The organism is uncultured Cohaesibacter sp., assembly GCF_963556055.3.
Lineage (GTDB): Bacteria > Pseudomonadota > Alphaproteobacteria > Rhizobiales > Cohaesibacteraceae > Cohaesibacter.
The window spans coordinates 443753-463832 of the sequence record NZ_CAUVYE020000008.1 but is presented as its reverse complement, the minus strand read 5'-3'; the positions used below and the strand labels follow the sequence as shown (position 1 = coordinate 463832).

Annotated in this window: 18 protein-coding genes and 1 riboswitch; of the genes, 12 read left to right on the top strand and 6 right to left on the bottom strand. The window is 54.3% G+C overall.

The genetic code is table 11. The features are described from left to right. Nucleotides 1–2: 2 nt before the first annotated feature. Nucleotides 3–1103, bottom strand: a complete 1101-nt coding sequence (locus tag ACHZB8_RS04260) for a 2'-deoxycytidine 5'-triphosphate deaminase (RefSeq protein WP_316858892.1) — start codon at nucleotides 1101–1103, stop codon at nucleotides 3–5. 1172 nt (nucleotides 1104–2275) lie between these two features. Here ACHZB8_RS04260 and ACHZB8_RS04255 point away from each other — a divergent pair. The 3 genes from ACHZB8_RS04255 to ACHZB8_RS04245 all read left to right on the top strand — a co-directional run bounded on the left by ACHZB8_RS04255 (nucleotide 2276) and on the right by ACHZB8_RS04245 (nucleotide 4955). Next, nucleotides 2276–2776, top strand: coding sequence for a hypothetical protein (locus tag ACHZB8_RS04255; RefSeq protein ID WP_316858891.1), 501 nt, complete (start codon nucleotides 2276–2278; stop codon nucleotides 2774–2776). A 220-nt stretch (nucleotides 2777–2996) separates the two neighbouring features. After that, a riboswitch (SAM riboswitch) is annotated at nucleotides 2997–3076 on the top strand. A gap of 116 nt (nucleotides 3077–3192) precedes the next feature. Next, entirely contained in the window at nucleotides 3193–4389 is a 1197-nt protein-coding gene (locus tag ACHZB8_RS04250; protein ID WP_316858890.1) for an O-succinylhomoserine sulfhydrylase, read from the top strand. A 125-nt stretch (nucleotides 4390–4514) separates the two neighbouring features. Next, nucleotides 4515–4955 (top strand): acyl-CoA thioesterase, encoded by a 441-nt coding sequence (locus tag ACHZB8_RS04245; RefSeq protein WP_324292907.1) that lies wholly within the window; start codon nucleotides 4515–4517, stop codon nucleotides 4953–4955. Between the two features lie 98 nt (nucleotides 4956–5053). On the opposite strand, the gene ACHZB8_RS04240 is transcribed toward ACHZB8_RS04245, so the two are convergent. From ACHZB8_RS04240 to ACHZB8_RS04230, 3 genes are read right to left on the bottom strand one after another with little or no spacing between them, the layout of a single operon-like run. Continuing rightward, a complete protein-coding gene (locus ACHZB8_RS04240; protein WP_316858888.1) occupies nucleotides 5054–5239 on the bottom strand; it encodes a hypothetical protein in 186 nt (61 codons plus the stop codon). Nucleotide 5240: 1 nt separating this feature from the next. After that, nucleotides 5241–6368 (bottom strand): YeeE/YedE family protein, encoded by a 1128-nt coding sequence (locus tag ACHZB8_RS04235; RefSeq protein WP_316858887.1) that lies wholly within the window; start codon nucleotides 6366–6368, stop codon nucleotides 5241–5243. 4 nt (nucleotides 6369–6372) lie between these two features. Further along, nucleotides 6373–7317: a rhodanese-like domain-containing protein gene (locus ACHZB8_RS04230; protein ID WP_316858886.1), complete on the bottom strand. Its 945-nt coding sequence runs from the start codon at nucleotides 7315–7317 to the stop codon at nucleotides 6373–6375. Nucleotides 7318–7682: 365 nt separating this feature from the next. On the opposite strand from ACHZB8_RS04230, the gene ACHZB8_RS04225 reads away from it, so the two are divergent. Next, nucleotides 7683–8111: a VOC family protein gene (locus ACHZB8_RS04225; RefSeq protein WP_316858885.1), complete on the top strand. Its 429-nt coding sequence runs from the start codon at nucleotides 7683–7685 to the stop codon at nucleotides 8109–8111. Between the two features lie 38 nt (nucleotides 8112–8149). Here the strand turns inward: ACHZB8_RS04225 and ACHZB8_RS04220 are convergent, their stop codons facing one another. Then, the gene (locus ACHZB8_RS04220) at nucleotides 8150–8788 is read right to left on the bottom strand and encodes a CDP-alcohol phosphatidyltransferase family protein (RefSeq protein ID WP_316858884.1); all 639 of its coding nucleotides are present in this window, start codon (nucleotides 8786–8788) and stop codon (nucleotides 8150–8152) included. Nucleotides 8789–9071: 283 nt separating this feature from the next. On the opposite strand from ACHZB8_RS04220, the gene apaG reads away from it, so the two are divergent. From apaG to phoB, 8 genes are all read left to right on the top strand, one after another. Continuing rightward, nucleotides 9072–9470 (top strand): Co2+/Mg2+ efflux protein ApaG, encoded by a 399-nt coding sequence (gene apaG, locus ACHZB8_RS04215; protein ID WP_316858883.1) that lies wholly within the window; start codon nucleotides 9072–9074, stop codon nucleotides 9468–9470. Between the two features lie 466 nt (nucleotides 9471–9936). Then, nucleotides 9937–11265, top strand: a complete 1329-nt coding sequence (locus ACHZB8_RS04210; protein ID WP_316858882.1) for an ATP-binding protein — start codon at nucleotides 9937–9939, stop codon at nucleotides 11263–11265. Nucleotides 11266–11513: 248 nt separating this feature from the next. After that, the gene (locus ACHZB8_RS04205) at nucleotides 11514–12554 is read left to right on the top strand and encodes a substrate-binding domain-containing protein (RefSeq protein ID WP_316858881.1); all 1041 of its coding nucleotides are present in this window, start codon (nucleotides 11514–11516) and stop codon (nucleotides 12552–12554) included. Between the two features lie 272 nt (nucleotides 12555–12826). Next, nucleotides 12827–14374 carry a phosphate ABC transporter permease subunit PstC gene (gene pstC / locus ACHZB8_RS04200; protein ID WP_316858880.1) on the top strand — a complete coding sequence of 516 codons (1548 nt, stop codon included), beginning with the start codon at nucleotides 12827–12829 and terminating at the stop codon, nucleotides 14372–14374. Continuing rightward, nucleotides 14374–15696 carry a phosphate ABC transporter permease PstA gene (gene pstA, locus ACHZB8_RS04195; RefSeq protein ID WP_316858879.1) on the top strand — a complete coding sequence of 441 codons (1323 nt, stop codon included), beginning with the start codon at nucleotides 14374–14376 and terminating at the stop codon, nucleotides 15694–15696. Before pstC ends, pstA begins: the two co-directional genes overlap by 1 nt. Nucleotides 15697–15785: 89 nt before the next feature. Further along, on the top strand, nucleotides 15786–16589 hold the full coding sequence (gene pstB / locus ACHZB8_RS04190) for a phosphate ABC transporter ATP-binding protein PstB (RefSeq protein ID WP_316858878.1): 804 nt from the start codon (nucleotides 15786–15788) through the stop codon (nucleotides 16587–16589). 77 nt (nucleotides 16590–16666) lie between these two features. Then, nucleotides 16667–17338, top strand: coding sequence for a phosphate signaling complex protein PhoU (gene phoU, locus ACHZB8_RS04185; RefSeq protein ID WP_316858877.1), 672 nt, complete (start codon nucleotides 16667–16669; stop codon nucleotides 17336–17338). Between the two features lie 181 nt (nucleotides 17339–17519). Next, entirely contained in the window at nucleotides 17520–18218 is a 699-nt protein-coding gene (gene phoB, locus ACHZB8_RS04180) for a phosphate regulon transcriptional regulator PhoB (protein WP_316858876.1), read from the top strand. A 255-nt stretch (nucleotides 18219–18473) separates the two neighbouring features. Here the strand turns inward: phoB and ACHZB8_RS04175 are convergent, their stop codons facing one another. Continuing rightward, nucleotides 18474–19964: a L,D-transpeptidase family protein gene (locus ACHZB8_RS04175; protein WP_316858875.1), complete on the bottom strand. Its 1491-nt coding sequence runs from the start codon at nucleotides 19962–19964 to the stop codon at nucleotides 18474–18476. Nucleotides 19965–20080 lie beyond the last annotated feature (116 nt).

Genomic DNA, 20080 nt, shown 5'->3' with positions numbered 1-20080 from the left:
CTTTATCGGGCCACACGAAAATGTTTCGAAAGCTTGAGCCCCTGAGCCTGATAGTTCGAGCCGATGCCCTGACCGTAGAGATGAGAGGGGCGTTCGCGCATCCGCTCATAGGCAAGGCGACCGATGATCTGGCCATGCTCGACGATGAAGGGCACTTCATGGCTTCTGACTTCCAGAACGGCCCGGCTTCCGGTCCCCCCCGATTCTCCAGCACCAAAACCGGGATCGAAGAAGCCTGCATAATGGACCCGAAATTCTCCAACGAGAGGATCAAAGGGGATCATCTCGGCAGCATAGAGGGGAGGCACATGCACCGCCTCGCGGGAGACCAGAATATAGAATTTGTCCGGATCAAGTATGATCTCGCCCTTGCCCCTGCCCTCGATAGGTTCCCAGAAATCAAGCATATTGAGGGCATTTCGTTCGTCAACATCAATCACCGCCGTGTGGCGCTTGGCGCGATAGCCGATAATGCCCTCGCCTGCCAGATCGATGGAAACGGCAATGCCATTGTCGATAAAGGGATCCTCTGATGCCACCAGCGTCTCTTGACGATGCAGAGCCAGATGCTCCTCATCACTGAGCGCAGCCTTGCCCTGCCGGAAGCGGATCTGGGTGAGCCGACTGCCTGCGCGGGCAAAGATCGGGAAAGTGCGCGGGCTCACCTCAAGATAGAGCGGTCCGGTGTAGCCTGAAGGAATCTTGTCGAACTGGCGTGAGTGATCGGTGATCAGGCGGGTGAAGATATCAAGACGCCCGGTGGAGCTTTTCGGATTGGCTGCCGCAGAGATGGCAGACGGTAAAGACAGGCTTTCCATCAATGGCACAATATAGACACAGCCCGTTTCCAGCACCGCGCCATGGCTCAGATCCACCTGATGCAGTTGCAACTGGTCGAGCTTGTCCTTGACCGAGCATTTGGGGCCGGGCAGGAAAGAGGCACGCACGCGATAGGCAACGGAACCGAGGCGCAAGTCAAGGCTGGCAGGCTGGATCTGATCCGGATCCAGAGCCTTTTCATGGCTGACAGCCTCCCCCTCGACCAGCCGGGCAATATCAGCGTCGTTCAGAATGCCTGTGCCGGAAAAAGAAATGCTCGTCATGTGCGGACCTTTGACATTGAATTGGCGGATTAACGCTTTTCTAGCAGGGAAAAGTGGCCGGGGGCAATGGCGATTGCGCGACTATGCGCATGGATGCATGGCTTGACAGATTTCTGCCCCGAAACCGGATCACATCCTTTGCCATATCCAAGATACCGGAATTATCCACAACATATCATTTCAAAATTAGGACATATGATCCGATTTTTTCTCAAATGCGGTTCAAACATTTTCCAAAAGGTCAGCCTAACTGACCTAAAGAACAAAACTGGTTTTTCAGTTTATAGGGAGCGCCATTTGTACGCAATTTCCTTCATCATCAAGAACACATATGCTAAAATGAGGTCTAATACAGGAACATATCTACCTCCTATTCGAGCATGAAAGGAACAGATCATGAGATATTTGTCTGATAACGAAATTGCTTCCGCTCTAGCACGGGGTCGTTCCGAGCGCTCTAAACAATTCCGCACAATCCTGTCGCATCTTTTCGGAAGCCACACAGGACCGGAAATGAGACACCGCGCAAAACACCGCTCTGCAACTACACCTCGCGCGATCTGACCGCTGCCCTCTGAGAGGTTCTGAGGGATCAGACAGAGACGGGATACTGTGATACAGTCAACAGAGAGCAACCGTACCGATGTGCGGTTGCTTTTTTATTTGCCGAGGCAATCAACGCTACAGTAAAGCGGGCTCTGGCAAGTTGTGCACAGGACCTGTCTCTTTCCAATACCTGTAATTTTTGCGCATCAACTCCCGAGAATTCTCTACGCCCCCTTGGCAATACTACATGTTTACGCTGTTAATTTATTTCCATCCATTTCCGTATAATTCTAGGGATTTTTCAATTGCAAATCCGCGCCTTTTTTGACCGATAGCTCGAATTTTAAAGGTCATTTTAACTCGGAGAATATGGAATTTGACTAAGCTCCTGCCAAATTGTCCATACAAATTCAAAAAACGAGGCAAGCTCTGCCTCAACCAGCCAAGTTGAGAAAATGAAAAGGCCAACGACTTTTATAGCCATGACTGCTTTTCTGGTCTCCGGGCTCGCTTTTGCTTATACAACACGAGCGTCGTCTTACGCTCAAACAACATATTACACGCATCTTTCAGCGGAAGAATTGAGCAAAACCGAGGGTAGGATCGAGATCTTTCTGGAAAGCAACATGTCCGGGTTCAACATGTTCAACGATCAGTTGGAGGTGGGGAATTGCAAAATCACATACCGATTGAATTGCGTCGGCAATTGCACCGCAGATCCCGCCTCGAACTACAGCGAATACCAGATCGACCTGAAAGATGTCAGCTCGATCCGCCTGTTCAAGAATTCGCGCAGGGGATTCGGCCCTGAAGGCTCCATCCGGTTTCAGTTCAAGGAAAGCATTCAGGAACGCTTTGATCGCGCACAATCGCTTTTTTCCAAATTCAGCAAGTATAATGACGGCTATACCGGAGCAATGTGGGCGCAGGAAAGACAGTCGGCCGAAGCTTTGGCCGTCAAGCGGGCCGGGTTGGCCGATCTCAACTCCTATGTGATGATGAACAACCCTGCCAAGCACCGGAAAGAATGGTTCCTGCCCAAGAGTCTGGACATCATCAGCCTGTCCTCGATGGATTTTGCCGCAGCCGACTCGATCAAGCTCTATCATGCCAATTGCACAAACTAGTGCGAAATGGCGCACCAATCGCACCGGATTGATTGCAAGGCAAGACTGGCATCGGGATTGACATCGGGGCTGGTATCCCGGTTGACATCGAGACTGGTATCGCCCCATGTCTCTCCCGCCTTATGCCCCAACCGTCTTCGTTTCCGGACTTGAGAGGCCCTCGGTTTTCGCAGGGCCTTTTTATGGTGATTGACAGCCCAGCCCATTGCGGGTACAAAATGTCGCAGTTCGTGGTCATTTGAGCCGGCCGGCTTGCCGCCACGTAAAAGAAAGTTGCTAAAAGGTCGGGATGAAAAGCATGTCACCCGGCCGTATCAATGCGTTGCCGGGTTTTGTTTTTTCAGACCCCGGCATCTTGAACATACGACCTGTTCGCTTGACGATGAGAGCAGGTCCCAGATGAACAGGATCAGGCCATGTCAGACAACAAGAAAAATGAAACCCGTTACCGCCCGGCCACAGAAATGGTGCATGGGGGCGTGACACGCTCGCAGTGGGGGGAGACATCCGAGGCTCTGTTTTTGACGCAAGGCTATGTCTATGACAATGCCGAAAGTCAGGAAGCCCGCTTCAAGGGCGAAGAGCCGGGCTATGTCTATTCTCGCTATGCCAACCCGACCGTTTCGATGTTCGAAGACCGGATGGCGCTGCTCGAAGGAGCGGAAGCTGCGCGCGGCACGGCGTCTGGCATGGCGGCTGTCAATGCGGCGCTTCTGTCCTGCGTCAAGGCAGGGGATCATGTGGTGGCGGCAAGTGCGCTGTTCGGTTCCTGCCTCTATATCGTCTCGGAATTGCTGCCCCGCTTCGGTGTGGAATGCACATTGGTGGATGGCACCGATCTTGAGGCATGGAAAGCGGCGATGCGACCCAACACACGCGCCTGCTTCCTTGAAAGCCCGACCAATCCCGTTCTTTCCGTGATCGACATTGCCGCCGTTGCCGATATCGCCCATGAAGCGGGCGCCAAACTCGTGGTCGACAATGTCTTTGCCACGGCCCTCTGGCAGAGCCCCCTGGCGCTCGGGGCCGATGTGGTCATCTATTCGGCGACCAAGCATATCGATGGTCAGGGGCGATGTCTGGGCGGCGTGGTCCTGTCCTCGGAACAGTTCATCCTCGAAGAATTCCAGAATATCTATCGCCACACAGGCCCGTCGCTCTCGCCTTTCAATGCCTGGCTGATGCTCAAGGGTCTTGAGACCTTCCCCTTGCGCGTCAAGGAGCAGACCGCAAGCGCGGCCATTTTGGCAGACCGGCTTGCAACCCACAAAGCCATCGATCAGATTTTTTATCCCGGTCGGGATGACCATCCGCAGGCGGAGATTTGCAAACGCCAGATGCGTGGTGGCTCGACCATGGTGGCGCTCAATGTCGCGGGCGGCAAGGGCAAGGCTTTCGAGCTTGAAAATGCCCTCAAGGTGATCAAGATTTCCAACAATCTGGGCGATGCCAAGAGCCTGATCACCCATCCGGCAACCACCACGCACCAGCGTCTTGATGATGATCAGCTCGCTGCTGCCGGGATCGGACAGGGAACGCTGCGCCTGTCGGTCGGGCTTGAGGATGTCGAGGATCTCTGGGAGGATTTCGAGCAGGCACTTGCTCAGCTCTGATTTGCAACTCAGCATGAACATGAACAGATTATTGGCAGGGCTTTCCTCAAAGTCCTGCCTTTGTCTTGAAGCTGTGGTCAATCCTCGTTTAGACTGGGACCAGTATGTCCAAAAGGCAGATTGAAATGTCCCCAGTCCTCCCTCCGGAAAAAGATCCCACCATTCCCTTTGAAATGCCGATCCAAGTGCAGCCTTCTGATATCGACATGATCGGCCATGTCAACAATACCGTCTATCTGCGCTGGGTGCAGGAAGCGGCCACCAGCCATTGGGACGCCGTTGCCCATGAGGATGATCACGCGACGATGTTCTGGCTGATCACGCGCCATGAAATCGACTATAAGCGTCCGGCCTTTGAAGGAGAAAAACTCATCGCCCGCACATGGGTGGGCTATTATGAGCATCACAAATGCGAACGCTTCACGGAAATCATCCGGGTGAGTGACAATCGCATTCTCATCAATGCGCGAACGATCTGGTGTCCGGTCTCGCAGGAGACCAAACGCACGGTTCGCCTCACTGAGGAGCAGATTGCTCGCTACTCCAAGGGGCACAAGCCTGACTAACCCGGCCGCACTGGCCCTCTCCTTCCAAAGTCAATCCCAGGATCCGGGCAGACAAGTCTCCGCCCGGCCATCGGTGTAATCCTGTCGCAGCACCCCCGTCACTTGGCCGGCGGCACCAGCGCACAAAAGGCCGCGTTCGAGGCTTCTCCCGAGCCAAAGGCAAGGGCTGCGGGCGCAGCATATGGGTTGAGAGCGGTGCAGTTCCCAAGATCGAAGATCACAAGCGCGAACAGCACAAGCAAGGTTGCAAAGGCGGGCACAGCCCGTTGATTGAGACGTGTCATTTCAGCCCTCCAGTCCGAGTGGTTTTCGCAGGCGAATGCCAAGGAAAGACCCGGCAAAGGCAGCGATGAACCATGCCCAGCCATGCAGACTGCCGGTCGAGATGCCTGAGAAGAATGCCCCGACATTACAGCCAAGCGCCAGGCGGGAGGCATACCCCAAGAGGAACCCGGCAAGAATGGTTGTGACCCATGCCTTTGCGGGCAATCTGGGCAAGCCGGACTTGAGATCCGAGCGCCACAATGCAACGAGGAAGGCCCCCAATATGATGCCAAGATCGCTGAGCGAGGTAACATCTGTCAAAAGGCTTTGCTGCAAGCGCTCCTGATGAACCGCGTTTGCCCAATAGGCGGACTGGGTGAGATCGGCCCCAAGGGCCGTTGCCAGCTTGGCGCCCCACAGACCCAGACCATAGACAACACCCCAAGGCTGACCGGAGACCACAAGATTGGCAAGGGCAAGGGTAGCCAGCAGCAGAGCTGCAATCACGAGCCGCCGCGGAATCCGTCGAGCAGATGGCGGCGCAAGCCACCAGACAAAGGCGGCGATGGCACCAAGCGCGGCGAGCGTGATGACAAGCCCCGAATTGCCTTCGAACACAATGAGTGGCAGGGCACCCAGTCCCGTCCACCACAACAGATGATAGGATCCGGCGAATGCCCCGATGATGAAGAAAGGCAAGGCCACAACGCTCACCGGATTGCCGCTGCCCGCATTGACCAATGTGCCCGATCCGCAACCAAGCACCAATTGCATGGCTGCGCCAAAGACAAAGGCCCCGCCAACCATGGCCCAGCCAATCGAGGCATGGGCACCGATCAGTTCGGGATGGTCGCCAGCCAGCCACGGGAACGCAAAAAGAGCGACCAGAGCGATAGCCCCGAGCTGGGCAATGAGACCGGCAGGCTCGCGGCGCAGGATCATTGCCCGCCACGGTCCGGCAAAGCCGAAACGCAGACCTTCAAGGGTGAGGCCAAACCCGATGCCGATGGCAAGGATCAATCCATAGCGCACACCGGCAGCAGCCATCAGAGCCAGAATGGAAATCAGGGAGAGCCCGCTGAAGAAGGCAACGCCCAAAAGCCGAGACCCCTTTGCAGGGGTCTCGATTGCAGTCACACTATCAGCCAAAGACTCAGCCCCCGGTTACCTGATTTATCAGGTTCTTGACGAGGCCCGGCGTATTCTCAAGTTTGTATCCCTTGTTTGAATAGCCGACCAGAGATTCAGGATAGAGTTTGACATTGTCAAGTTCGGCAAGCTCGGACAAGGCAAACCAGTTGGTTGCCGCCCAATGGCCGGTGTTGCAGAAGCTGACCAGTTCTTCTCCACCGGTAAAGCCTGCCTTGTTGGCCAACGCCTTCACTTTGCTCGCATCGGCAATAACGGGTTTGTTGTCAAACCAGCTGGAATGAACGAAATATTCCGATTGCGGCAAGGTGCCGGGGCGGGCTGCTGCGGGGTGTTTTTTCTCACCTTTCCAGAATTCTTCGGGACGCGCATCGACCAGACGGGCCTTTTGCTTTCCATCAACGATGTTCAGGATCTCGTCCGTGGTAGCGAGCCAATCGCTGGAAAAACTGACGTCGATCGTCGTCTTTGCAGGTGTTACCGCTCCGGTTTCAAGGGCGAGCCCCGCTTCGGTCCAGTTATTGATGCCGCCATTGAGCAGCGAGAGGTCTTTGAAACCGGCAGACTTGAGCGTCCAGTAGACGCGGGCAGCCGAGCCGAAATCAGAGATGTTGGCACCCTGATAGACAACCACGGTGGCGCGATCCTTGTCGGCCCCGATATCTCCGAGCACTTTTTCAAGCTGCTCTTCGGTCACCAGTTCACCGGGATTTTCCTTTGGGCCGCGAAACAGGGCATAGGGAGCGTTGACGGACCCTGCTATGTGACCCTGTTCGAACAGGCTCGCACCCTCTTTGGACTGACCGCGAATATCGATGATCAGGGGAGAAATTGCGGCAGATTGAGCGGAAAGCTCTTGTGGTGTTACAAGCGGGCCAAAGCTGGAGGCAAAGGCCGGAATGGCAAACAACCCGAAGGCTGCGGTGGCAAGGGATAGAAGTCGTTTCATAAATGGCTCCATGATCCGCAAGCCCGGAATCCTTTTTCATTCTTTGAGGCTTGCACTTTGTTTTATCCTTGCGGTTCAATCGAAATCTGCTGCGACCCCGAATGTCCGACATTGGCCACAAGTGTGCTGTCTCTGCCTGGATTTTGAAAGAAACCGCATCTCAAAGTTTTTTCCATTAGAAGAAAATCTTCCCATCATTCCATGTCAAATAGACAATTTATTACCACCCTCACCAAATGAACGAGCTGATTGTAAAAATAATTTCTACTCTCTCACTTTACCCGCGGATAAAGTGCCGCCCTATTTTCTCGCACCAGTTCTGCTAAACTCAAAGCGAATCATGTTGCTTGTCATGGAGGCACCAAATGGATCCACGTATTTCACTGATCACCCTGGGAGTTCGCGAACTTGAGCGGTCCGTGCGGTTTTATCGCGACGGTCTCGGCTGGCCGACAAGCTACGAGCCGGGACAAGGCGTTGCCTTCTTTAAAAGCTGGGGAACGGTTCTTGCTCTTTATCCAATCGACAAGCTGGCCGAAGAAATCCCCGATGGCAGCTATCAGCCTCAACCGGGTGGTTGCGGCATCACCTTGGCCCATAATTGCCGGGAAAAAAGCGAAGTGGATCAAGTGCTGGATATGGCGCGCAAGGCCGGAGCGACCATACGAAAAGACGCGTCAGACACTTTCTGGGGTGGTTACAGCGGCTATTTTTGCGATCCTGATGCCTATTTGTGGGAAGTGGCCTATGGTGCCTTCCCCATCGGGGAAGACGGCCATCTGATTCTGCCCTGAAGTTGAAACCGGTGTGCATTCCCATTCGGGATGCGGGATCATTCTGCGCAATCGTCCGACCCGGTCTGGACAGTCCCGAAAAGCTTGATCGCGAGCAGAATACGGGAAATTGTCGTCACAGACGTAATCGCTGCGAACAGATAGGCAAGCACGGGAAAATGACCCGGTAACAGGCAGAAAGCGGCGAAAAAGGCAAAGGTTTCGCCTGCTTCTGCCAAACCTCCGGTAAAGTAGAGCGACTTTGACCCGTGACTCGTGGTCGAGATCTGACGCTTCTCGGCCATGATGGCAAAGCTTAGGAAGCTGGCTCCATTTGCATAGAAGGCCATGAGAAGAACGGCCGCGGGCAAGGCATTCACACTCCGATCCGCCAGTGCGAAACCGAGCGGGATCAATCCGTAGAAAATGAAGTCGAAGACGATGTCCAGATAGCCACCAAGATCGGTCTTCTGCCGGGCGCGGGCAACGGCGCCATCAAGCCCGTCCATCAGGCGCGAGATGAGCAGAAACAGCAAGCCCGCCAGATAGGCCTTTGCCACGATAAGGCCAGCTGCCAGACACCCCAACAACAACCCCGCAACAGTGATCTGATTGGCCGTGACGCCAACTCCGGCAAGGGCTTTGCCAGCTCTGTCCAGCACGGGGTCGATATGTTGTTTCAATTTGGCATCAAACATGGATGGTCTCTGGCCAGATGCTGACGCTTCATTTTAAAGCATCAGGAGTTTCAAGGTGAGTTATCAGTCAGGAAAGCTAACAAGTTTAGGTAATTGTAAAATACTCTTATAAGTTGTTATCTTCTCAAGCCCGCGACTTTTCTATATATGTATATGGGTGTTAATATGGCAAATCACGTCAAATTCTTGCGAGATTTGTTTGATACCCCGCTCGAAGCGGGATTGCTCAGTTCTTATCTGACATTTGACGTCAGTCGGCACCCTGAGGGATCAAGAGGACCAAGTGCGGAAATACACAGCGATCACTGGATCAATACAGGTCAAGGTGGAACCGGAATACAAGCCGGATCAGTCAACTCCAGACAGAGGACAGCATGTCTGGGCCTATCACGTCGAAATACTCAATATGGGTCAGTCGGACATCCAGTTGCAATCTCGCTATTGGCGCATTGTTGATGCACAAGGGCGTGTTCAAGAAGTTCATGGCAGAGGCGTTGTTGGGGAACAGCCGCTCATCGAGGCTGGCGAATGCTATAGCTATAGCTCGGGCTGCCCGCTTGAAAGCCATTCGGGATTCATGTCGGGGCATTATGAAATGGTCTTTGATGACGGGACACCCTTCACGGTCACGATTCCAACTTTCTCGCTCGATATCCCGGATCAGGTGGTCACTCTCAACTGAGTTGGGCTCATCGCAAAGTGTGGAACGCCATACCACCCGCTCTGCCTCCCACTCTACCACCGGCATCTGGGCGGCCGCAAACAGGCAAAGTGATCGGTTGCGGCGATCCAAGCTCCGAGCGACAGGATCGCTCCCTTCAAGGCTGCGCAGGCAGACAGGTGAAACGGGGCCTGTTTCATCCACATCAAAAAGTTGCCCCCCCTGTGGTCGGCAGAATGGCAATTTCCCGCTTTTGTCATGCTTCTGTCACCGCCTTGTGGCCTAGCTCTTTCTCTATGTGCGCCCAATTTTCCATGTGTGCCAAAGAAACACCGGTACTTGTTCTTCAGACATCGAAATGGAACAATGTTCTTATATACATCTTTGTCGCCAAATGATTGATAGTGGCACCGCACCTGTAAATGTGTAAGGATTCACCCAGCCAAGGCTCTTTTCCCCCGCCAGATCAGATTAAGTGGAACGAAAGATGGCATTTGAAAATGGCAGACTCAGCCAACTGAAAAGCAGCGAGATGGATCGGCTGATCGCCGCCGGGCCGGTCACCCGATTGTATTTCGCACGCTGGACGTTGCTCATTACCCTATTGGGACTGATCTGGCTCCATAATACGGAGATGGCACTTTGGCGCGTGATTCTGATCCTGATCGCAATCATCCTTACAACGATGCTGTTTCCACGTCGACGCAAGGTGACCCGCCTCAAGGCTCGGGCAGAAGCCCGGCGCAAGACCATCGTGCCAGACATTCACATGCGCAAGATGGCGTCAGCCCTGCCCGACCCCTGCTTCATTCTGGATCGCCGCGGTATTGTCCGCTTCACCAACCAGGCCGGTTCAACGATCTTTGGCAGCGTCAAGGAAGGGGATCCGCTGTCCTTTCGGATCCGCCAGCCCGACATGCTCGCAGCGCTGGACAATGTGCTGGACGGCGGTCCGATCGAGAAGGTGGATTATTCGCTCAAGAGTCACAGCGAGCGGTTTTACGAGGCCTGGGTTACCCCCATTCATCTGACCAATGATGCGGCACGGCCCGACTTCATCCTTCTGTTGCTGCACGACCAGACCGAACAGAAGAATATCGCGCGCATGCGCGCTGACTTTGTTGCCAATGCGAGCCATGAACTGCGCACGCCGCTTGCCTCGGTCATCGGCTTTATCGAGACGCTGCAAGGCCCTGCCAAGAATGACGCCGAGGCAACAGAACGGTTTCTGGGCATCATGCTTTATCAGGCCGAACGCATGTCGCGGCTGGTGTCCGATCTGTTGTCTTTGTCGCGAATCGAAATGCGGGCCCATGTCCTGCCCGATTCGGAAGTTGACCTCAGCAAAATCCTTCGCCATGTGGTCGACAGCCTTTCTCCACTGGCATCAGACCTTGGGGTGGAGATTCGTAACACGATTTCCGACCAGGAATTCTGGGTCTCCGGCGAGCGGGACGAGTTGGTTCAGGTTTTTGAAAACCTGATTGAAAATGCCCTCAAATATGGGCAGGACGGCAAGGCAGTCGACTTGTCCAGTGAACAGGTCATCGATCCGGCGGACGGGCTGCGCTATTTTGCGATTTCCGTCAAGGACTACGGACCGGGAATCCCTCAGGAACATCTGCCCCGCCTCACCGAGCGCTTCTATCGCGTCGACGTGGCGTCCTCGCGGGAGCAAAAGGGCACCGGCCTCGGGCTTGCCATTGTGAAACATATTCTCACCCGGCATCGCGGCAAGCTGCTCATCGAGAGCAAACCGGGCGACGGAGCAACCTTCCAGGTCCGGCTTCCTGTAAGCACAAATGCAGATTTGTGACACCTTTTTGAAAGCTGAAAATTTTACCCTGCAATTTCAGTTGCTTGCAATGTCACAAAACTGAAACACATATGTCATATACCCATCACATCCGAGGGATAGGTTCGCGCATGTCCCGGCCTTCTGATCAAGGCGCTCGCACATATTGGTGAAGGGTGTCAGGAACGGTCGGCATATTCATGAGCGAACCTTCGAAACCAATTATCTGGCTCGTTTGCTCGAAAAATACTGACTTATGGAGAGGTCAAGTGAAATTCGCATCTTTTGCTAGTGCAGCTGCCATTGCTGCAACCGCCGTTCTCGCTGGTACCGCAGCACAGGCTCGTGACCAGGTTCAGGTTGCTGGTTCTTCCACCGTTCTTCCTTATGCAACCATCGTTGCTGAAGCTTTCGGCGAAAACTACCCAGATTTCAAAACCCCAGTTGTTGAATCTGGCGGTTCTTCTGCTGGTCTGAAAGAATTCTGCAAAGGCAACGGTGAAGAAACCATCGACGTTGCCAACGCTTCTCGTAAGATCAAAGACAAAGAGATCGCAACTTGCGCTGAAAACGGCGTGAAAGAGATCATGGAAGTCAAAATCGGTTACGATGGCATCGTGTTCGCTTCTGACGTAAACGGCCCAGACTTCGCTTTCGAACCAATCAACTGGTTCAACGCTCTGGCTCCGAAAATCGTCAAAGACGGTGCACTGGTAGACAACTCCAACACCAAATGGTCCGACGTTGACGCTTCTTTCCCAGAGTGGGAAATCGCTGCTTACATCCCAGGCGAAAAACACGGTACTCGTGAAGTTTTCGAAACCAAAGTTCTGGAAGCTGGCTGTAAAGCTGCTGGTGCCTACGACCTGTATATCGCTTCTGGTCTGGACAAAAAAGCAGCTGAAAAAGAATGCTTCAAAGTTCGCAAAGACGGCAAATCTGTTGACATCGACGGCGACTACACCGAAACCCTCGCTCGCATCGACTCCAACAAAACCGGCTTCGGCGTCTTTGGTCTTGCTTTCTATGAAAACAACACCGACAAGCTGAAAGTTGCGACCATGTCCGGTATCGCTCCTAACGCTGCTGTTATCGCTGACGGTTCCTACCCTGTTTCCCGTCCGCTGTATTTCTACGTCAAAAAATCTCACCTCGGTGTTATCCCTGGCCTGAAAGAATATGTTGACTTCTTCATGTCCGACGATATGACCGGTGAAGGTTCCCCAACCGTTGAATACGGTCTGGTTGCTGCTCCAGAAGCAGAACGTGAAGCAATCAAAGCTGCTATTGCTGAAGGCAAAACCCTCTAAGGTTTAGACTTCCCCGGCCATGCGCGGCTTTACTCCGCGCATGGCCTTTTTTTTAAAAATTCGTCAGGTGCGTTTGTTTGTCTCTGGCTGGCTTTTAAATGAACAAGGCCCTGTCTTCTTCTGGCGGAATGGCTTTTGACGGCGGGGTGGATCAAGTCGATTTTCTCCGTTGGTTCTGACTTTCTCATCCCAGAAGAAAGCCGCGACAAATACGCCAAGAAAATCCTTTAATTTCTAATGCGATATTGAAATCGCTTAAGGGGCAGATCGCTATGAGCCCGTTATGGCTTCTAGCAGCTATCATCATCGTTGCACTGGTCGGTGCCTTTTTGGGGCGGACACGTGCTATTTCGAGCGTCAACGGAAATGTAGCTGCACTTCACTCGCGTCCTGGATATTACGGTTCCTATGTTTTGATCTGGACCGCACTTCCGGCAATTTTCTTTATGATCGCTGTGCTCATCGCGCAGCCTTTTTATAATCATTCGGTCATCGACAAGGAACTGCGCACCGGTTACACCGAAGCCTGCGCCACGGAAATGTCCCGGATTGCTGATGATACCGATGCAGAACAGCCTCAGATCTGCGCCGATAAGGAAGAGTATGAAGCTCTTGAAACACGCCGAGGTCTGATGCAGAGCGTGGTCGGGAATGTCGCCACAGGCCTTACGCTGCTGGACGCGGAAACGAACAAGAAGCTCCATACCGGTCTCGTGGCAGTTCGCCCCACTCTCAAGACCGTGGGCGTGCCTCTTGCCGAGGACGTGCCGAAATCCGTTGTTGATGCCGCCTATAAACTCAATAGCACCAAGGCAACCGGCAACTTGATCCTGATGATTGGTGTCGGCGTTCTTCTCGTTGTCAGCCTTGTCTTTTCCTATTTGCGCATTTCACCGAAATTGCGTGCCAGAAATCTGGTCGAAGGCAATATCAAGGTCGCGCTGATCGCGGCATCCTCGATTGCCATTCTGACCACGATCGGCATCGTGCTTTCGATGCTGTTCGAAGCCTTGCATTTCTTCCAGCATGTCAATCCGCTCGACTTCTTCTTCGGCACACAGTGGGATCCGCGTTTTACCTCCGCTGGTCGCGAAGGTGGTGGCGACGGCACATTCGGCTTGCTGCCTCTGCTGTGGGGTACTCTTTATATTTCAATCGTGGCTCTTGTCGTTGCGGTGCCGATTGGTCTGTTCGCGGCCATCTATATGGCTGAATATGCGACAAATACCGTGAGGGCCCTCGCCAAGCCGCTGCTTGAAATTCTCGCCGGTATTCCGACCATCGTCTACGGTTTCTTCGCGATGGTAACGGTTGGCCCGTTCCTGAGGGACGGCGGTGCGCTGATCGGCCTTGATATTTCGGCTCGTTCGGTCCTGACCGCCGGTTTTGTCATGGGCATCATGCTGATCCCGTTCATTTCCTCGCTGTCTGACGATATCATTACCGCTGTACCGCAAGCCTTGCGCGATGGCTCTCTTGGCCTTGGAGCAACCCGCTCGGAAACAATCAAGAGAGTTATCCTGCCTGCCGCTCTGCCCGGCATCGTCGGCTCGATCCTTCTTGCCGCCTCTCGCGCCATCGGTGAAACGATGATCGTGGTTCTGGGGGCCGGGGCTGCCGCCAATCTCACAGGCAATCCATTTGAAGCCATGACGACCGTGACCGTCAAGATCGTCAACCAGCTCACAGGTGACCTTGAGTTCAACTCGCCACAAACCCTTGTGGCCTTTGCGCTCGGTATCACCCTGTTCGTCATTACGCTGGGGCTGAACATTTTCGCTCTGCACATCGTGCGGAAATATCGGGAGCAGTATGACTGATGACTGATGTAACTCAAAATTCGGGCAATGTTGTTGCGTCGAACCACCACCGTGATCTGGGATTGAGATCCCGTTATGGTTCTGAACGTCGCTTCCAGTCCTATGGCGTCATCGCAATCGGCCTTGGCGTGCTTTTCCTGATCCTTCTGTTCTGGTCGATCATTTCCAAGGGTTATACTGCCTTCCAGCAGACCAAGATTAATCTTGAACTGGAGCTGAGCGAGCAAATCCTGGATCCCTCGGGCAACAGAGCTCGCGAACAGTTGCAGATGGCAATCCGCTATAACAAGATCATCGAGCCGGCATTCTACAAGGCCCTTGGCATCAACCCCAAGGACAAGACCAAACGCCAGGACATGAAGGAAGCCAAGAAACTCATTTCTCGCGGGGCCTCGATCGAACTGCGCGACATGGTTCTTGAAAATCCTGATCTGGTCGGCCAGACGATCAATATCTGGATTGTTGCCGACGGTGACACCGACAGCTTCGTCAAGGGACAGATCCCGCGCGACGTGCCTGAGTCTCGCCGCCAGATTACCGACCAGCAGATCGGATGGATCGACAGCCTGATGGAACAAGGCGTCATGGCCAAGAAATTCAACTGGGGCCTGTTCACCTATGGGGCATCTTCCCGCGCGGAAACCGCCGGTATCGGCGCGGCTGCTGTCGGGTCACTCTTCATGATGCTGATCGTGTTGGTTCTTGCCTTGCCAATTGGTGTTGCCGCCTCGATCTATCTGGAGGAATTCGCTCCCCAGAACCGCTGGACTGACCTCATTGAGGTGAATATCAACAATCTGGCAGCCGTTCCCTCCATCGTGTTCGGTCTCTTGGGCCTTGCGGTCTTCATCAACTTTGCTGGTCTGCCCCGTTCCGCCTCGGTTGTGGGGGGGCTTGTTCTGACGCTGATGACCCTGCCAACGATCATCATCGCAACCCGCTCTGCCCTCAAGGCTGTGCCTCCTTCCATTCGCGAAGCCGCCCTCGGGATCGGAGCCTCCAAGACCCAGGCCATTTTCCACCATGTGTTGCCACTGGCCGCTCCGGGCATCCTCACCGGTACCATCATCGGTCTGGCCCAGGCACTTGGTGAAACGGCTCCGCTGCTGATGATCGGCATGGTGGCCTTCGTGAAGGACTATCCGGTTACCCCGCTTGATCCTGCGACCGCGCTGCCGGTTCAGATCTACATGTGGGCAAACGCTGCGGAACGTGCCTTTGTGGAACGGACCTCGGCCGCGATCATGATCCTTCTGGCATTCCTTGCCGTGATGAATATTTCTGCGGTGCTTTTGCGTCGCCGCTTCGAGCGTCGCTGGTAGTCAGCGGCGCATTGAACATTTTTGGTTTATACGGTCGGCGCGTCGCTTCATGAGACGTGCTGGCACATAGGACAAGAAAGCATTTAACCATGCAGGATACCAACAAAACCCTTCAGGATAGCAATATCCGCTCCAACCCGATCAAAATGTCGGGCGAGAAAGTGACCGTTCACTATGGCTCCAAGCAGGCTCTGTTTGATGTTGATCTGAAAATTGAAGAAAATCAGGTCACCTCGCTCATCGGCCCGTCAGGCTGCGGCAAGTCCACTTTCCTGCGCTGCCTCAACCGCATGAACGACACGATTGACGTATGTCGCGTAGGCGGCACCATCAAGCTTGGCGACAATAACATCTATGATCCCGATGTCGATGTGGTCGAGTTGCGCGCTCGCGTTGGCATGGTATTCCAGAAGCCGAACCCGTTCCCGAAAAGCATTTTCGAGAATGTCGCCTATGGCCCACGGATCCACGGTCTTTGCCGGAACAAGTCGGAAATGGAAGAAATCGTCGTTTCCTCCTTGCAAAAGGCAGGTCTGTTCGAGGAAATCAAGGACCGTCTTGATGAGCCGGGCACAGGCCTGTCCGGTGGTCAGCAGCAGCGTCTGTGCATCGCACGCGCGATTGCCGTGAGCCCGGAAGTCATCCTGATGGATGAGCCCTGCTCCGCGCTTGACCCGATTGCAACCGCGAAAGTCGAAGAACTGATTGACGAATTGCGTGAGAATTACACCATTGTCATTGTGACCCACTCCATGCAGCAGGCTGCCCGCGTGTCCCAGCGCACGGCCTTCTTCCATCTGGGCAATCTGGTTGAAGAGGGTCCGACCGACCAGATCTTCACCAACCCGGTTGATCAACGGACCCAGGATTATATCACCGGCCGCTTTGGCTAAGCATTTCGTTCGCCTTCTGCTGATGGGAAAAACATTTATCCTGTCGGCAGATGCGCGAATGCAAGGAGAGATTCGAAATGACTCAACATACCGTCAGCTCTTATGATGACGACCTTCGCGACCTGACCGGTCGCATCGCCGAAATGGGCGGACAGGCCGAACGCATGGTGGAAGAATCCATCAAAGCCCTTGTGCGTCAGGACGTGAATGCGGCCCATGCAACCGTCGCCAAGGATTCGGCCATCAACCGACTTGATCAGGAAATCGAGGAAAAGGCTGTCCTGATCATTGCGCGACGCCAACCGGTTGCTCAGGATCTGCGCCAGATCGTTGCCGCCCTGCGAATTTCCACCGATCTGGAACGGGTTGCCGACCTTGGCAAGAATATTGCCCGGTCCACTGTCGCTCTGGAAGGCAAGACCCCTCCCAAGCAGCTCTTGCACGGTATCGAGCATATGGCCGAAATCGCGCTTGATCAGCTCAGAATGGTGCTTGATGCCTACACCGCTCTTGACGAGAGTGCCGCGATTGCCGTGGTCAAGCATGACGATGAAGTGGATGCGCTCTACAAATCCCTGTTCCGTGAATTCCTGACCTACATGATGGAAGACCCGCGCAACATTTCCTATTGCGCCAATCTTCTGTTTGCAGCCAAGCATCTGGAACGCGTTGGCGACCACGCGACCAATATCGCCGAGACGATTTACTACATCAAGACCGGTAAAACGATGGAAGACCGCCCGCTTTAGTGCCGGGTGGATTTGACGGTTCGGGCTGCCTCAGCCCGGACCATTCGTCCGTTCCCTTCAGGGAACATTCCTCAAGAGCATTGGCCCCGATCGGTCATGTGCTCTCATCGAAGGCCAGATCCGAGCGACAGCCCTTTTTGTCTTGTCAGCCGTCCGGATCCAATAATGCGGAAAAATGGTTATGAGCCCCAAAGTCATGATCGTTGAAGATGAAGAGGCCCTCAGTCTTCTTCTTCGTTACAATTTGGAAGCCGAAGGTTATCAGGTCGAAGTGATCGCCCGTGGCGACGAGGCCGAAAACCGTCTACAGGAAACCCTGCCAGATCTGCTGTTGCTGGACTGGATGCTGCCCGGCCTCTCGGGCATTGAGCTTTGCAGACGTTTGCGCGCAAAGCCCAAGACCGTCAAATTGCCCGTCATCATGCTGACGGCACGAGGCGAGGAATCCGAGCGGATCCGTGGCCTTTCCACCGGCGCAGACGACTATGTGGTCAAACCCTTTTCCGTGCCGGAATTGATGGCCCGTGTGCGCGCGATTCTCAGACGTGCAAGTCCCGATCTGGTGGCCACCATTCTCAAGGCCGGAGATCTGGAACTCAATCGCGAAACACATCGCGTCAAGCGTAATAATCGCGAGGTCAATCTGGGCCCGACGGAATATCGCCTGCTTGAATTCCTGATGCAGAATCCCGGTCGTGTCTATTCGCGCGAGCAGTTGCTTGACGGCGTCTGGGGACATGATGTCTATGTCGACGAACGGACCGTCGATGTGCATGTCGGACGTCTGCGCAAGACGATCAACAGAGGCCGCGCCAAAGACCCGATCCGAACTGTGCGTGGCTCCGGTTACAGCTTTGATGATCAGTTTTCCGCCGAGTGACTGAAAGCAAGCCAGACTGTCTTTCTTTCCTGACGGCCTCTCGGCGACCTTTAGGCACCTGACCTTTCGGCACCCATATGAAAAGAGCCCTCATCCGGTAAGGATCGGGGCTCTTGTCGTTTCGCTCGTCAGTTGTCTGTAGGAGCACAATGCTTGCAGGATCTGGTAACCATAGGCCCTGCCGGATGTTGTTCATCTGCACGTGGCACAGTGAACATAGCTGATGTCTTCCTTGCCTCCCCAAGCGGGCCGAGATCACTCTTCGCTGCTGCGACGGATCAGGGAGAAGATGGTCTTGCGCTTGGGCTTGTCTGATGTGCTGGTGCTGGTTGCGACCTTCACGGGCTTTTTCTTGACAACTCTTGACGCGGAACTGACGGCTGCTTTTGACGGCATCCGCGTTTTTGTCAGGACAATGAAATCCGTCCCCACATCGGTGGTCTCGCGACTCATGCCACGGTCGGAAATCGTGATGGATGATCCGCTTTTGACCAGATGATTGATCTGGGCGCGAATTTCATCGGGAATGACCAATCGGTCGAGAACCTCTCCGGTATCGACCAGAGCATCCTTTTCAGGATCGAACTGCAAGCCGAGCTGCTCGTTAAGGGAAGCGGAATAGCGATCATAGAGATTGACCGAGAGCCAATCGAGTTTGCCCGCCTGTTCGAGAGACCGGTTGGCGGTCAGCAGATGGGCGCCCAATGGTCGGCTCGGATCCTTGATCGTGATGGGGGCATCAAACAGCGGTTTGAAATTCGAGCGGACATAAATATGCCCGGTCGGCACTTCGCCTTCCCCGGCAGCGGTATAAAGAGATGCAAGCAACTGTTTGTTGATCACCGCCTTCATCGACATTGTACGGGATTCGATGCTGCCTTTCTTGGCGTCAAGAAAGGCCCGGATAGCGCCATAGGTTGCTGATCCGGCCAAACCATCAGGCTCACCGGCATCAAAACCCAATTGATTGAGCTTGACCTGAATATCGCGCACGAGGTTGCCCTTTGGCTGGCGCGTGATGAAAATGCGGATCGGTGCGTCGCTCTGCTTGACCTGATCAAGCATGTTCAGGCGCAGCGCCACCTGTTCGGCAATCGGGTCACCCGTTGGTCGGTCCGAGAGCAGGGAAATCTTGCCGTGGGCTCTCAAGGGCTTGACCGGGCCGAGGCTGAGGGATGAAATCTTGTTTGCAAGATCCGTCAGCTCCGGCTGGAACAGATTGCCGCTTTCGATCCGCATCGGTTCAACCTCACGGCTGGCGATGATCACATGAGCGCCACGTTCGGTGAGCGAAAAGAGCTCTTTGGCGAATGCCGCTGGCAGCCTTACGCAGCCATGCGAAGCAGGATAGTTGGGAACCGAATTGGATTCGTGCAAGGCAACGCCGGACCATGTGAGGCGCTGCATATAAGGCATTGGTGCACTGTTATAGAGGTTCGAAAAGTGGGTCCGCCGCTTTTCCAGAATGGAAAAAACACCGGTTGGAGTCGAGTGTCCGGCCTTGCCAGTCGAGACCCGTGAGGTTGCGATCACCTCTTGCCCACGAAAGACCCGCAGGGTCTGGTCCTTGCGAGAAACGATGATCTGAAGCGGTGCGTCCTCCGGCTCAATGGCAATCGTGCTTGCCCCGGCAGCCCCCGGCTCGGCAATCGAGATCTGGTTTAAAGGTGCCTCATTGGCCAGTGCCAGATTCGAGCCAGCAAGAACGACGGCACAAGTCAAAAATAATTCGCTTCGTAATGTCATTTGTTTCCTCGGATACCCCACATGCAACACCTGAAAACACTATGAATAAAGGATCCTACCATTCCGTTATGGTTACACTAATACAAAGGCCATCCCGGCGCGAGCGCGTTAATCGG

Bases quoted from the DNA above. Each gene is read 5' to 3' on its own strand.
- ACHZB8_RS04260 (WP_316858892.1), bottom strand. From the start codon at position 1,103: ATGACGAGCATTTCTTTTTCCGGCACAGGCATTCTGAACGACGCTGAT.
- ACHZB8_RS04255 (WP_316858891.1), top strand. From the start codon at position 2,276: ATGTCCGGGTTCAACATGTTCAACGATCAGTTGGAGGTGGGGAATTGC.
- ACHZB8_RS04250 (WP_316858890.1), top strand. From the start codon at position 3,193: ATGTCAGACAACAAGAAAAATGAAACCCGTTACCGCCCGGCCACAGAA.
- ACHZB8_RS04245 (WP_324292907.1), top strand. From the start codon at position 4,515: ATGTCCCCAGTCCTCCCTCCGGAAAAAGATCCCACCATTCCCTTTGAA.
- ACHZB8_RS04240 (WP_316858888.1), bottom strand. From the start codon at position 5,239: ATGACACGTCTCAATCAACGGGCTGTGCCCGCCTTTGCAACCTTGCTT.
- ACHZB8_RS04230 (WP_316858886.1), bottom strand. From the start codon at position 7,317: ATGAAACGACTTCTATCCCTTGCCACCGCAGCCTTCGGGTTGTTTGCC.
- ACHZB8_RS04225 (WP_316858885.1), top strand. From the start codon at position 7,683: ATGGATCCACGTATTTCACTGATCACCCTGGGAGTTCGCGAACTTGAG.
- ACHZB8_RS04220 (WP_316858884.1), bottom strand. From the start codon at position 8,788: ATGTTTGATGCCAAATTGAAACAACATATCGACCCCGTGCTGGACAGA.
- ACHZB8_RS04210 (WP_316858882.1), top strand. From the start codon at position 9,937: ATGGCATTTGAAAATGGCAGACTCAGCCAACTGAAAAGCAGCGAGATG.
- pstC (WP_316858880.1), top strand. From the start codon at position 12,827: ATGAGCCCGTTATGGCTTCTAGCAGCTATCATCATCGTTGCACTGGTC.
- pstA (WP_316858879.1), top strand. From the start codon at position 14,374: ATGACTGATGTAACTCAAAATTCGGGCAATGTTGTTGCGTCGAACCAC.
- pstB (WP_316858878.1), top strand. From the start codon at position 15,786: ATGCAGGATACCAACAAAACCCTTCAGGATAGCAATATCCGCTCCAAC.
- phoU (WP_316858877.1), top strand. From the start codon at position 16,667: ATGACTCAACATACCGTCAGCTCTTATGATGACGACCTTCGCGACCTG.
- phoB (WP_316858876.1), top strand. From the start codon at position 17,520: ATGAGCCCCAAAGTCATGATCGTTGAAGATGAAGAGGCCCTCAGTCTT.
- ACHZB8_RS04175 (WP_316858875.1), bottom strand. From the start codon at position 19,964: ATGACATTACGAAGCGAATTATTTTTGACTTGTGCCGTCGTTCTTGCT.